Raw genomic sequence first — 13,727 nt, 5'->3', positions numbered from 1 at the left:
TATTCATCACACTACTACTAGTGTACACTGTGAAGCTCCGTTTGAATTGACCGAACATTGACAAAAATACGAAATCTTTAATTTTAATAAATCAATTATTTCCACAATCATACTGTATCATTCTCATCTTGCTACACTGTTCAAAGTTTCATCCGCCAACCTTACGGTGTATACTATACTTCTATGAATTGGAATTGGATTTTACGTAGAAAGGTTGAAAGACATGTCGACTCGCATTCCCTTACGTCAGCTAATGCTTACTGTTCTACTAACCCTTATGTTATCTATTTTATCCGCCTGTGCGGATGGAGAAGCCCATCTAACGGTGAATATGGATGGATCAACGGATCTGGATCTCAATCTCAACGTAAAGAACTCGGCTCTTGGAAAGATCGGGCAAGAAAATCTCATGCCTCTGATCGCAGATGCATTGAATCGAAATAACTTCCATGCAGAGGTTTCGGAACAGGGAGATCAGAAGCAACTCACAGCGACCACCCATTATGAAAAAAGCAATAAAACCAGCTTTAATACGTCCAAGTTACCACAAGGGATCAAGGTTGAACAATCAACTTCACCTGGCTTCTTCACTTCCAAAATGCATATTACAGCAGAAGCCGATCTCATGGAGTCCATGCCCGATGGTGAGATCAAAAATCAGATCAACAAGGTACCCAGATTTCTTAAGAACCTCTTGTTAAAGGATGTTAACTTTGACTTTAAGTTGTCTTTGCCCATCAAGGCAGCTGATTCCAATGCAGATCAGGTAGAGGATGGCGGAAAAACGCTGATTTGGCACGTTTCACCCCTCCAGATGAATAAACTGGATCTGACTGTACAGGTTCCCAATATTCGGAACATCATTATCATTGCAGTCATTGGCCTACTAATAATCGCTGCTCTGCTCATTTGGTTTTTTGTTCGTCGCAGACGGGCCAGACAGCACCAAAGTGCAAGGTCACATCGCGGGAAAAATTAATTCTTCACACCAATTTTATTTGTGACTTGCCAAACGGTGTTATGGATAGTAGAATACATCCGTACTGTGTGAACGGTTAATTTTTTATTAAGCAAAGCTAAAGAGGTGACAAGTTTCATGAATATCCGCGAATGCCCACTACCTGGTATCGGAGTTAAGTACCAGTTTGATACAAAGAGCGGCCATCAGTTAGTCATTATTGTGCATGAGGACGGACGCCGTGAATTATTCTCCGTTGATCCACAAGACAACGAAGAACTCACTCTGATTGCAGATTTGGAAGATGACGAATGTGTGACTCTCTCCGGGTTAATCGGAGGCTGGTCGTAAATGACAGAATAACCTGTACCTTGAATTTCAAGGCACAGGTTATTTTTCTGTTACGTTATCCTTTGAGAACGAATATATGGAACCCATGTATTCAGTACGCGGCTAATCTCCGTGGAATGGAACGGTTTGCTGATAAAGTCCTGCATCCCACATTTCAGACACTTCTCACGGTCGCCGGCGCCTGCAAAAGCTGTAATCGCTGCAATAACCGGTATTTCTGGGTGGCTCTGTCTGATGTGGCAGGTCGCTTCAATCCCATCCATAACTGGCATTTGAATATCCATAAACACCAAGTCATATTGAACCTTGTTCAAAGAATCGACGGCCTGTGCACCATTCTCAACGATATCACATACTCCGCCAAACTTGCGCAGCATCTCCTCCAACAGATGACTGTTGACCGTTTGATCCTCAGCAATCAAAATTTTGATGTCATGGGCAAGACTAGCTCGATCCAATTGCAGTTCATCATTCGCGGTGATTTTGATCGGATCATTACTTTCCTCTAACCACCGCTCCACTACGAGGGTGAACTGGAATTCTGCCCCCTCACCGATCTCACTCTGTACGCCAATCGCTCCGCCCATTAACTCAACCAGTTTTTTGCTGATCGCAAGGCCTAGACCTGTCCCGCCAAACTTGCGATTGATGGCCGGATCAAGCTGTGAGAAGGATTGAAACAATTGATGCTGCTTTTCTATTGGAATGCCGATCCCTGTATCTCTCACCTTAAAGGTCAACATCAGTTTATCCTGACCATGCTCATCTGAGAAATCAGCACCTACGCTCACCTTAATGCGGCCTTGCTCTGTGAATTTAACGGCATTACCCACCAGATTAATCAAAATCTGCCGGATTCGTGTCTCATCCCCTCGAATGCGTTCAGGAATGTGATCCGACATTTCACAATAGAGTTCAATATTTTTCTCTGATGCCTTCAGTGCAAACAGCTCGATCACCCCGCCCAGCATCGCCTTAATATCTACAGGTGCGCGCTCAAGATCCATTTTGCCAGCTTCGATTTTGCTGAAATCCAAAATTTCGTTCAAAATGTACAAAAGGGATTCCCCGCTATCAATCATAATTTCCGTAAAACCTTTCTGTTCATCATCCAGCTCGGTTTCCATTAACAGATGGGCCATGCCCATGATGCCGTTTAATGGCGTACGAAGCTCATGACTCATGATGGCGAGAAACTCGGACTTGGCTCGGTCTGCATGCTCTGCTGCTTCCTTGGCACGTATGATGTCCTTAACAGATGTCATATCACGGAAGACCAGAACTGCTCCGCGGGTTCTACCCTGATCCATAATCGGCTTCAATTGGAACTCCGCCAGAAAACTGGACCCATCCTGTCTCCAGAATACAGATTCGGTACGCGGCAGACCTCGTCCCTCACGAACAGCCTGTAGAATAGGTGTATCCTTGGATGGGTATGGGATGCCATCGCTCTGCATTTGGATCATCATCTGCTCTAATGGTTTGCCATTCATTTCACTTGGACAGAAGTTCATGATCTCCGCAGCGGCCGGATTGGCAAAGTTCAGATTCCCATCCAAGTCCAGTCCAATAACCCCCTCAGACATGCCATTCAAAATCAATGCCCGTTCATAACTAAGATTCTCGATCTCCTCGACGTAACGTTTGGACTCTGTAATGTCACTGGTAATCCCATAGACCCCGACAACTTTCTCCTCAAGGATAATAGGAACATTAATCACATTTGTTTCAATTCGCTGCCCATTTTTGTGAATTAGGCCTACCTCGTAACTCTGTGCATTGCCCTTCACCGTCTCCTCAAAATGATATCGAGTCTTCTCCAGATCCACAGGATCAATGAGGTGATCAAAAGGTCGACTCAGCAGCTCCTCTTTGGTGTGTCCCGTCAACTGTTCCTGACCCATATTGGCTTTCAGCAGATTGCCTTCCAGATCAAGAGAAGCCACACCAAGGGGATTACAGTCAAATAACGATCTGTACTCCTGCATGCTTAACTGTTGTTGCTGGCTGGCTGTGATATCCCGGGTTACGGCGATCATCTCCATCAATTCACCTGAATCGTCATATACATAGTGCGTAATCGTATCTGCCCATACCGTAGATCCATCCTTATGTAGCAGGCGATAATTGAGCCGTTTGGGAGCCAGACCCTTTCTCTGCTCTTCTACGTACGCTTCAACCAAAGGGACATCCTCCGGATAGATAACAAATGTTCCCGGCTTACCTATAACTTCTTCCAGCTCATAGCCCAACATGCTTTTACATGCATTTGATACATATTTAAATGTACGACTAGAATCGGCATCATGTATTGCAATCAGGTCTAGTGAAGACTCCGCCAACAGCCGAGAGATGCGACTGCTCTCTTCCAATTGTTTACGTTGCACAATGAGGATTTCCTCTGCATCTTTTTGTTTCGTAATATCAGCAGCTTGTACCAGCAAATACAAGGGCTCACCATTCGTTTCATCCCTAACAATGCAGGCACTAATGGTTGCCCATAATAACGAACCGTCCTTTCGTTTCAGACGAACCTCTGTCTCGTACATCGGACTTGTTTCATGGGTCATTTCCCAAAACTTGCTGCGAAAATCCTCCATGTGCAGATCTTCTTCGTAGATCATATGTATGACCGACGTATCGATCAGTTCATCTTCACTGTATGCAAGCATCTCGCAAAATGCAGGATTAAGCTGCAACCACCGTCCATTTACATGCGATGCGACAGCAATGCCGATTGGTGCGTGCGTATACAATTGTTCAAACAGAGATCGGCTCTCTGTAATGGATTTCGACATTACATGTCCTCCTTTATGAGAATCTGAATGTATTCCGTATGAATAGATCGACCTGAACATAACTTCATCTATAGAGTACTACCCCAAATGCAAGGATTGATAAACGAGATCGGATAAAATTCCTGCATAAATCGACATATACTACACAATACCCGTGCTCTCCCGATTATACAATGTTGAATATTCGAATAGGAACGGAGGTTATGGATCATGATCATTGTTGCTAATCAACTCGCCCAGCTGAACCGCTCGGAATGGTCTGATTTTGAATGGTATTGGTTACAACAACTCCAGGATCGTCCTACAAGGTATGTGTACCAATCCATGGATCATCTTCGTTTTGAGTGGGACTTGAGGGGCTCTCTCGTAGATGCAGCGGAAGGATTGGATCGAAGTGGTGTGAGTTTTGCATCCTTTGAAAAGTCCAGATGTAATCCTGCCTACTGGAATCGTAATGCGGAAGGTGGGTTCGAACTAAGATCAAACGTGACCCCCGCCGACGGTATCCGGGATATCTGGAGGAATGGACACTTATATGCCTTTGAATGTGCAACAGCTACCGTTATTGTGCTGTATGGTGGCGTGCTGGGAAGCATTCGCGAAGACGCCTTTAATTCCCTGTTTCGCAATCTGTTACTCTTCGACTGGCATTATGACAGTGACCTGCGATTAACCGAAAAAAACGGTAGCGAAACCGCCCTGCCAGGAGATGTGCTGTATTTCAAGAATCCGGATGTTTCTCCGGAAACTCCCGAGTGGCAGGGAGAGAATACGTTCATGCTGCGCGAGAACTGGTATTACGGACACGGCATTGGTATTGCACGCGGCGAAGATATTATACGTACCCTGAATCAGTTCCGCGTTCCAGGTAGTCGGGTCTCCGCCTACTTGATGGATATGGTGATCTATCCGGACTTCTTTTATTTATCCCGATTCGCCAAAAACAACCAGAATAATATGGCCGCTGGTTCTACGCCTGTATTACCCGGACAGTTATATGTACGACTTGGTGGCAGCCGTTATTTACGCAGCTGAACTACTGGAACAGAAACGGCTTTTACATTAAATTGCACGATACTTCAATCCAAGTGATGACAAACAAGCCCAATACAGCAGCAGTTAACCTGCCACCTCATTGGGCTTCTTTACATTCAAAAGATCATTACGGTATCAATATTCGCCTTACCTTTGTGCTACATCGAGGATCGCCCTGGCAGTTTAAGCAATCGGGTCCAGTTGCACAACAACCTGTTTACCACTTACCTGAACACCTGTCGTTTTGCTACCGAATTCAGCCAACGATTTACTCAGTTGCTCAGCCCACTCCTTGCCTGCAACTCCTTCTTTGGCTCCATGCACCTGGATGACGAGTTTTACCGAATCCCCCTTCTTCAGAATTCGCTCCGCTTGAGATTGCTTCGTATCCCGGTCATGATCCTCCATTGCAAGGTTCAAGCGAATTTCCTTTACTTTACGTTTATCGGGGGATTTACTCGCTTTTTTCTTCGCCTGCTGCGCTTCAGCTTTGGCCGCTCCAGCTCCAATCAGCTTGCACGGTGGCGGACTCGTCATCAAGGACAAGCACACTAGATCTACCTTATGCTGCTTCGCAAGTAGAAGTGCTTCCTGCGTGGACATCACACCCAGATCTTCACCATTTAGACCCGTAAGCTGCACTTCGGCCGCTTTGATCTTTTCATTTTTGATCATGATTCTTCCTCCTCTACATCAAAAGCCTGTCCTGACCATTTACGGATCAGAGCAGGCTAGGATGGTGTTGCTACTATTTGTAATACATATCAGCGTAGAAATACGCCAATCGGTTTGAGTTACAGCGTGTTGAATGCTTCCGTTAGGACCGGTACAATTTGTGATTTGCGTGATACTACGCCTTTCAAGATAGCTCTGCTATCAGACAGCGTTACATTGTAGGCTTTCTCCACTGCTTTAGTGGATGTACCATATGCCAGAGCTACGGAATCGTTGTTCAGAATGTCTGTTACGACAAATACAAACAGATCGAGACCTTTGCTGGAAATGATCGCTTCAATAGCTGCTTCAAGCTCAGGTTGCTTCACGAGAACATCATTCACGTCAACGGCATTAACCTGTGCAATTTCCACTTTGGATTGACCCATTACGAATTCTTTGGCATCCAGGGAGATTAGTTCAGCAATTGTTTTTTGGCTCAGATCCGCGCCGGCTTTCAGCATGTCCAGACCATATGTGTCTGCATCTACACCAGCAATGGCAGCCAGTTCACGTGCAGCGGCTACGTCCTGCTCTGTGCAAGTCGGGGATTTGAACAATAGGGAGTCGGAGATAATTGCAGACAGCATCAGGCCAGCAATCGGTGCACTCACTTCGATGCCATTTTCTTTGTACATTTTATTCAAAATGGTTGCGGTACAACCTACAGGCTCTGCACGGAAATACAGAGGTCCGCTTGTCTCAAAGTTAGCAATACGGTGATGGTCGATAACTTCAACAACAGTCACTTCCTCAATATCGCTTACACTTTGCTGACGCTCGTTGTGGTCAACCAGAATAACTTTGTTTACTTCATTTGCAGCTGTTTTAATCAGACGTGGTGCTGCAATTTTGAATTGATCCAGTGCAAACTGGGTTTCACCATTGACTTCGCCGAGACGAACAGCTTCAACGTCCTGACCCAATTTTGTTTTGAGATCCGCATAGGCAATTGCCGAACAGATCGTATCCGTGTCGGGATTTTTGTGACCGAAGATTAACGCTTTTTCCATATTCATAGCCCTCCGTCAATTCTGATTTAGAATAATACATGTCATATTTCAATCATACCCTACTGATTATAGCGCTAATAAGGCTAAATTCCAATCCCTTTACAGCGAATTAATTGCAAATCATTCTCAGGCAAGTCATTTTGAAAATAGCCAAACTTGGTCATACCCCTCAAGTCGATATGATATGTATCCTGTTTATTCCATCGTACAACCTTATAAATTAGCATATGAAACTCTGACACGCAACGAAAACATTAGATCTCAGGCTCTTCCGCGCTCTGCCCTTGCCGTACAAAAAAGGTCTGTAGACTCCCGTCTTCTCTAATCTCCAGCAGGTTCAATTGCGCTCCGTAGGCACAACCACCATCAATGCCAATTTTGTCTCCGCTCGGGTCAAACCAAATGCCTGTCTCATCATGCAAATGCTTCACGGGGGTGTGTCCAAATACGACCGTCTCTCTAATCGTCGTTGGTCTGGAATAGAATGATTCACGAATCCAGATGAAGTCCCGCTCGGACTGGCTTCTCCAATTCTCGATATCCGGGTTGATCCCGGCATGCACAAAAATATAACCCGGAATTTCGTACACCAGCGGAAGCTGTTCCAGAAAGCGTAGATGGTGTTCATAGTGTGTACGTATCCACTTTTTAGCTTCAGCATAAGCTTCCCAATCTATCTGTTTCTCATCAAAAGTAAGCTCCAGGTCCAGATAACTTGCCATCGTTTGTAATCCGCCATTACGAATCCAGTGTTGATCATATTGCTCAACATCCTGGGTAAGCGCCTTGACCATCATGGCATCGTGATTACCTTTGATCACCATAATATGGTGCTGTTGTTGAAGCTGCATAATCTGTTCGATGACCTGTTTGCTGCTTGGGCCGCGATCCACATAATCACCGAGTAAAATCAATTCATCCTGCTGCGGATTATAATCTGCAAGCTTAAGAAGTGCATTAAATTCATCGTAACAGCCATGAATATCACTAATGACACATCTGCGCATGTGAATCTCTCCTCTCCCTGATCACGCAAGAGTATAACCGGAACCTTGCAAGAGCAAGATTCCAGTCTGTTCAGAGTAGTTATTCCCGCTTGCTCACCATTAGTCCTGCTTAAGTCCAAAGGCTTCTGCAATCAAGCCGAATGAGCGCAGACGTGCTTCAAACGAATGGATCGCTGACGCAATAATGACTTCATCTGCTTCATGACGTTCAGCCATTGCGGTAATTTTGTCTTTCACCTGATCCGGTGTACCCACGATGGAAAAAGAACGGCGCTGGCGGATCTGTTCCATCTCCATCGCTGTGAATGGATAGTTGTTCACCGTCTCCAGAGATGGGAATGAACTTTGTTCAAGACCTCGTCCAAGACGTAAGAAGAAAAGTTCATTGCTGCGCGCAAGTTCAGCAGCTTCTTCCTCTGTCTCCGCGCAGAATGCCGAGACAGCAATCATTGAATGTGGTTTGTCATTCAGGATGGACGGCTTGAAATGTCTGCGGTAATGCTTCATCGCTTCTTCGCCGCCTGGTGTTCCGAAGAATTGGGCAAACGCATATGACGTCCCTTGCGCTGCAGCAATTCTTGCACCTTCAGAGCTGGAACCCAGCAACCACACTTCTGGTACCGTGGGAACTGATGGTCCCGCCACAAGGGATGCGAATCGATGATCCTCAGGCAATTCTTCATGAAAGTATCCGCCGAGATCCGCAATCTGTTGGGGGAAGAAGTGTACATTCGAAGATTTCCCCTCATTCAGCGCTCTGCTGGCAATCGGCATGCCTCCTGGCGCTCTGCCAATCCCAAGGTCAATCCGTCCCGGATGAAGAGCTTCCAGCAGACGGAAATTCTCTGCAACCTTGTAGGCACTATAATGAGGTAGCATAACGCCACCGGAACCTACGCGAATTCGATCCGTATGGGCAGCCACATGTGCAATCATAACTTCAGGACTGGAGAAAGACAGCGCACCACTACCGTGATGCTCCGACATCCAGAAACGGGAGTACCCCAATTGATCCGCATGTTGTGCGAGTTTGACCGTTTCCTGCAACGTATCCTGTACATTTCGTCCTTCGTTGATATGTCCATGTTCAAGTACACTCAGTTTCATATATATTCAATCCTCTCGTCTGTTAGGTTCATAAGTACTTTGAATATGAGATCTGCGAATATTACGCGCTTTTGCTCGCTTCATTCTTGCTCATTTCATTGTAACATTAATTATTACAGTTTCAAACTTTAGTTATTCTCTTTATTACCACACTTGTGCAAGAAACATGCAAAAAAACGTCACCAGCTTTTGAACTGGTGACGTTTTTGATCTGACCTGTTGCAGAAATATTGATTTATGGTGCACGTTTTGGTAACAACTTCACATACTCGTCAGACAGTTTCATCAAGCTGAGCACATGTTCATAATCGGAACGATACGGTTCCAAATCCGTTACCGTCTCGTAAGTCTTCAGCGAATAGGCTGTTCCATCGTCAAAGCCCGCACCCGGGATAAACATAATGTCATCGTTGACAAATGAACCCGTCGGCAAGTAATACCGGATACCGAAGGCATTGTGGTCCATGTTGAGCAGATCATGTCCGAAGGCAGTGAACTTCTCATCTTGAAGGGAAACACCCATCAGGTTCATGATCGTTGGCAACATATCCAACTGACCGCCTGGCTGCTCAATCACTTGTCCTTTGGTCTGTTTCGGCGTATGAATCATTAACGGAATGTTGAATCGACTTACTTTACCGTCATAAGGGACGCCCAGATTGGCCTGAATCTGCTGTGTAATCTCTTCATCAGCAGGCAGACCAAAGTGGTCTCCGTAGAGCACTAAAGTTGTATTATCCCATAATCCGTTCGCCTTCAACTCATTAATGAGCTGACCGACCGCGTAGTCCGTATAGTTGATCGCTTGCAGATAATCATGAAGCAGTTTATTCGTGATGGTCGCAGGAATCGTGATCCGTGCACGATCAGCTGGAACCGTAAACGGCGAGTGACTCGAAGCCGTAATGAACTGAGCATAGAACGGCTGATTCGCAGCCTGATGCGCAGTCATTTTTTCCACACCTACACGGTATAACTCTTCATCCGATGGTCCAAAGTCATTGAATCTGTCGTTCTCGAAGCTGGGCTTGTCGAAGTAACGAGTGAATCCGAGTGCCGGATACATTTTGTTCCGGTTCCAGAAGGTAACGTCATTCCCATGGAACGTCTCTGACTCATATCCCTTTTCCGCCAGTACCTTGGGTAGACTTGGAAGATCACGATCGCTATACCCGGCTGACATGGGAACAACGCCAGTTGGATAGATAGACGTGTTCGACATGAACTCCGCGTCTGATGTGTTTCCCTGTCCGATCTGTTGGAAGAAATGAGAGAAATAATAGCTTTCTTCGGCCAGATCATTGAGTACCGGCGTTAACTCCTGACCGTCTAATGAAGCATTAATCGGGAAATTCTGAAAGGACTCCAGTTGCAGTACAATCAGATTACTACCTTTGGCCTGACCAAAGTATTTGGCTTTCACGGCTGTACCATCACTTGGTTTATCCTGATACGGATACTGGCTAACCAGCTCATTGATCTTGGCGATCGTTTCGGTAATATTGCCATTCGCAATAGCCTCATTTTCTTTACTCGTTAGAATGGCAGACGATACCTGATAGTTCAGGAAACCGAGATTCTCGGCCCGAACCAGCTCATTATCAATCGTTTCACCTTTGACAATAAAACTGCCAGACAGCACGATGCAGAATGCGGCGGTAAGCGCAACGCCGAGCTTGCCCCAGTAACGTCTCCGGATTCTGCCAAACGTCAACCCGCTATCGTGATAACTGTTGCGGTTACGCCCGGCTGAACGTCTTCGCATAATTAGCCATATTGGCAACGCCAGGATAATGTCTACGAAAAACAGAAAGTGCGTTGGTCGTACAAGAGGCCCTATACTTCCCCGCACTTGAGCAACTTGCCCCAGTTCACTAAGCACAGTATAGGTGGGTACCGAACTGAAATGAACGTTATACAGCGTAGCCGCGAACAGCACCAGAGAAAACAGAACATTGAATCCTCCGTATACTGCTTGCTTCCACCCTTTGAGCACGATCAGATCCAGCAGGCATACCACAGTTAGTGCGCCTAATGCGTCAGTTAACAGACCGATGCCGGACAGACCTTGGAAAAAGAAATACCGCAGCAGTGACAGCTTCAACAGCATAAGAATGAATAACACGGCGAATAAGGTCCGTGATGGAGTTCGTTCATTTTTGGAATTATACATGGTCGCCTTCAACCCTTACCCTGAAATTTTACGTTCATTTTACAAAACGCATATTTCAGTATAACAGTTTTCTGGTTGCTATTCCATGGAAGTTCCGTGTAAGACAGGGTGAGCGTTACGCAATTGTAGATATATCCGTGTTCTGCGTGTCCGCTCCCTCTCTCTGTCCCTTAATGGCTGCTTGTGCAGCAGCAATTCGTGCATAAGGGATCTGTTCAGGCAAACAGCTTACGTAATCCAGACCAATGCGGTGGCAGAACGTAATCGACTCCAAATCCACAATATTTTCTCCACAGATCCCTGTCTTCAGATGAGGTTTTCGAATTCGACCTTGGACTACAGCCATCTCCACCAGTTGTCCAACTCCCTCAATGTCCAGCACATGAAATGGATTATTCGTTACCGTACGAGAGTCCGTATCACGTTGAAGGAATCGCTTCTCGGCTTCTTGGCGAGTATATCCAAATGTCATCTCTGTCAGCTCATCCGCGCCAAACGTGAAAAAGTCTGCCTGGCGAGCAATGTGAGTCGCCGTCAGCGCTGCTCTCGGAGCTTCGATCATCGCTCCCACTCTATAGAGACAATGCCGCTTCTCCTCACCAAGCACTTGGTCAGCCACATGATCCACCAGATCTCTCATCACCTGAAGTTCATGTACATGACCGATCTGCGGGATCATAATCTCGGGACGCACCCACCAGCCTTGCCGGATGCCTATCACCGCTGCGCGGAATATCGCTTCCAGCTGCATATCAACGATTTCCGGGAACACCGTACTTAGTCGACAATCCTGTTGCCCCAATGTCGGATTATGTTCATGCAATTCACAGACTCTGCGAATTACACGCTCCAGTTCTTCCAGTTCAATCTGATGGTCTTTTTGCTCCTGCCACTCCTCTGCTTGTAACCACTCACGTCGTTTCTCCAACACTCCCAGATCCGGTAGCAGTTCATGCAACGGCAAATCGAGCAAACGTATCGTTACCGGGTATCCATCCATCGCTTCGAATATCTGTTCAAAATCAGACTGTTGCATCGGCAACAGACGCTCCAAACCACGCCTGCGTTCGGATTCACTGTCTGCCAGGATCATTTTTTGTACAAATGGGAACCGCGCATGTGATAACAGCATGTTCTCGGTCCTGCACAGACCTAGCCCCTCTGCCCCCAGTAACCGTGCTGTCAGGGCATCCTGTGGTCGATCAGCATTGGCCAGTACCTTCAGCTCTTTCACTTCATCAGCCCAATCGAGCAGTAGTTGCAGATCTGCTGATAAAGGTGGACATTCATCATTAGCTAATGGTTGGATCAGTATGGGCAGATGTCCATTGCTCGCTTCGCTGTTAGAATCTGTGTAGTGTTGCTCCAACACTTCCGCGATATACCCAGGCTCAATGCGTAACAGAGCATCCTCTTTGGTGATGAGTCCTTCATGCACAAAATATACAGTATTCCTCAGTGTGGCTGTGGAGGATAATCGTGCGGGCTGGGTCTGCACAACATACAACGCGCCGGATTCAATCACAAAGGTGATTTCCTGCACTTCTCCATTACGCGTCTCCAACTGGTCTCCAATCTCCAGCAAACTTGTGTACAGCTCAGGTTCGTCATCTCTTAACCGCTCTAGACCTTGATCCGTTTGATGGTAGGTCCCGGTTATGACGTATTGTCCAGTAATTCCCCTCTCTCCTGTCAGTGGGTTACATGTATATATTGTTCCGGTCCCGCTTGATTCTCCGCATGTTCCATGCATCATCGTCTGTATAAGAACAGGAGCGCTTTGCTCCGAAGAGATGTAATATGGTTTACGCACAATCTCGTCCTGAGATCTGGATGCTATAATACGCTGTGAATGATATACCGCACGTACTGCTTCTTTGAATTGAATTTGAACATCTTGAGGAAAAGGGTTACGCCCCTCCCCTTCAATTAAATATTTAAATTTGGTAATGCTTAATTCAAGTTCCGTTTCATCCCGACCCTTGACATGACTCGATATTTCTGTGAAAAATTCAGACGGAATTGCATATACCAGCTGTCCATATTCCTTTAAGTAATCTAGATAACATTGGAGTGCATACAACCGGTCACCGGTTTGACGTGCGAGTCCTTCCACAGTAACATCATTCAGACCAACATTGAGCAGTGATCGTGTCACAGTTGCTGTGGCTGGATCCTGGTCCTTACGTACCGCGAGTAGTAGCGGGTTCTCCGAGTGTCCGAAGAACTTCCCGGTTTGCTGTTCCAGATGCCGGATCGCGTTAATAATCTCTTTCTCTCCTTCATTGGAAAGATGTCCAAGACGGGTACAGAACTCGCGACAGCATTCCGTAGTGACTACAAATCCGGCCGGCACAGAATACCCTGCATGGATTAGCTCTGCAAGATCAGCCCCTTTACTGCCCATTAGCCCTTTCATCTCTGCCGTACCTTCTTCCAACAGAATTACCCGTTTTGTCATTACAGCTCTCCCATCCGCCGTTCATGGCTATGCTTGAAGACTTCAAACCCTGAGTTACAGATCAGCCTTCATTCTAATGGTATGTCGCAATCGTTCAGTCAAGGACATTC

10 protein-coding genes are annotated in these 13,727 nt (G+C 46.2%); 3 read left to right on the top strand and 7 right to left on the bottom strand.

What is annotated here, in order from left to right; translation table 11 throughout:
• Nucleotides 1–223: 223 nt before the first annotated feature.
• Nucleotides 224–979, top strand: coding sequence for a hypothetical protein (locus tag MKY92_RS12490; protein ID WP_339300937.1), 756 nt, complete (start codon nt 224–226; stop codon nt 977–979).
• A gap of 117 nt (nt 980–1,096) precedes the next feature.
• A complete protein-coding gene (locus MKY92_RS12485; protein ID WP_339300936.1) occupies nt 1,097–1,309 on the top strand; it encodes a hypothetical protein in 213 nt (70 codons plus the stop codon).
• A gap of 50 nt (nt 1,310–1,359) precedes the next feature.
• Here the strand turns inward: MKY92_RS12485 and MKY92_RS12480 are convergent, their stop codons facing one another.
• The gene (locus MKY92_RS12480) at nt 1,360–4,107 is read right to left on the bottom strand and encodes a PAS domain S-box protein (RefSeq protein WP_339300934.1); all 2,748 of its coding nucleotides are present in this window, start codon (nt 4,105–4,107) and stop codon (nt 1,360–1,362) included.
• A 210-nt stretch (nt 4,108–4,317) separates the two neighbouring features.
• Here MKY92_RS12480 and MKY92_RS12475 point away from each other — a divergent pair, with 210 nt between their 5' ends.
• Entirely contained in the window at nt 4,318–5,142 is an 825-nt protein-coding gene (locus MKY92_RS12475; protein ID WP_339300933.1) for a protein-glutamine gamma-glutamyltransferase, read from the top strand.
• A gap of 183 nt (nt 5,143–5,325) precedes the next feature.
• On the opposite strand, the gene infC is transcribed toward MKY92_RS12475, so the two are convergent.
• The 6 genes from infC to MKY92_RS12445 all read right to left on the bottom strand — a co-directional run bounded on the left by infC (nt 5,326) and on the right by MKY92_RS12445 (nt 13,617).
• Entirely contained in the window at nt 5,326–5,817 is a 492-nt protein-coding gene (gene infC / locus MKY92_RS12470; protein WP_017688902.1) for a translation initiation factor IF-3, read from the bottom strand.
• A 119-nt stretch (nt 5,818–5,936) separates the two neighbouring features.
• Nucleotides 5,937–6,869 carry a manganese-dependent inorganic pyrophosphatase gene (locus MKY92_RS12465; protein ID WP_076217128.1) on the bottom strand — a complete coding sequence of 311 codons (933 nt, stop codon included), beginning with the start codon at nt 6,867–6,869 and terminating at the stop codon, nt 5,937–5,939.
• 254 nt (nt 6,870–7,123) lie between these two features.
• The gene (locus MKY92_RS12460) at nt 7,124–7,876 is read right to left on the bottom strand and encodes a metallophosphoesterase family protein (protein WP_339300932.1); all 753 of its coding nucleotides are present in this window, start codon (nt 7,874–7,876) and stop codon (nt 7,124–7,126) included.
• A 99-nt stretch (nt 7,877–7,975) separates the two neighbouring features.
• Nucleotides 7,976–8,983, bottom strand: coding sequence for an LLM class flavin-dependent oxidoreductase (locus MKY92_RS12455; RefSeq protein WP_339300930.1), 1,008 nt, complete (start codon nt 8,981–8,983; stop codon nt 7,976–7,978).
• A 235-nt stretch (nt 8,984–9,218) separates the two neighbouring features.
• Complete coding sequence (locus tag MKY92_RS12450; protein ID WP_339300928.1) at nt 9,219–11,156, bottom strand: LTA synthase family protein; 1,938 nt, start codon at nt 11,154–11,156, stop codon at nt 9,219–9,221.
• A gap of 115 nt (nt 11,157–11,271) precedes the next feature.
• Nucleotides 11,272–13,617, bottom strand: coding sequence for a putative PEP-binding protein (locus MKY92_RS12445; RefSeq protein WP_339300926.1), 2,346 nt, complete (start codon nt 13,615–13,617; stop codon nt 11,272–11,274).
• Between the last annotated feature and the right edge of the window lie 110 nt (nt 13,618–13,727).

The organism is Paenibacillus sp. FSL R5-0623, from assembly GCF_037974265.1.
GTDB lineage: Bacteria > Bacillota > Bacilli > Paenibacillales > Paenibacillaceae > Paenibacillus.
The sequence above is the reverse complement of the archived record's forward strand: the minus strand, read 5'-3'. Positions and strand labels throughout refer to the sequence as shown.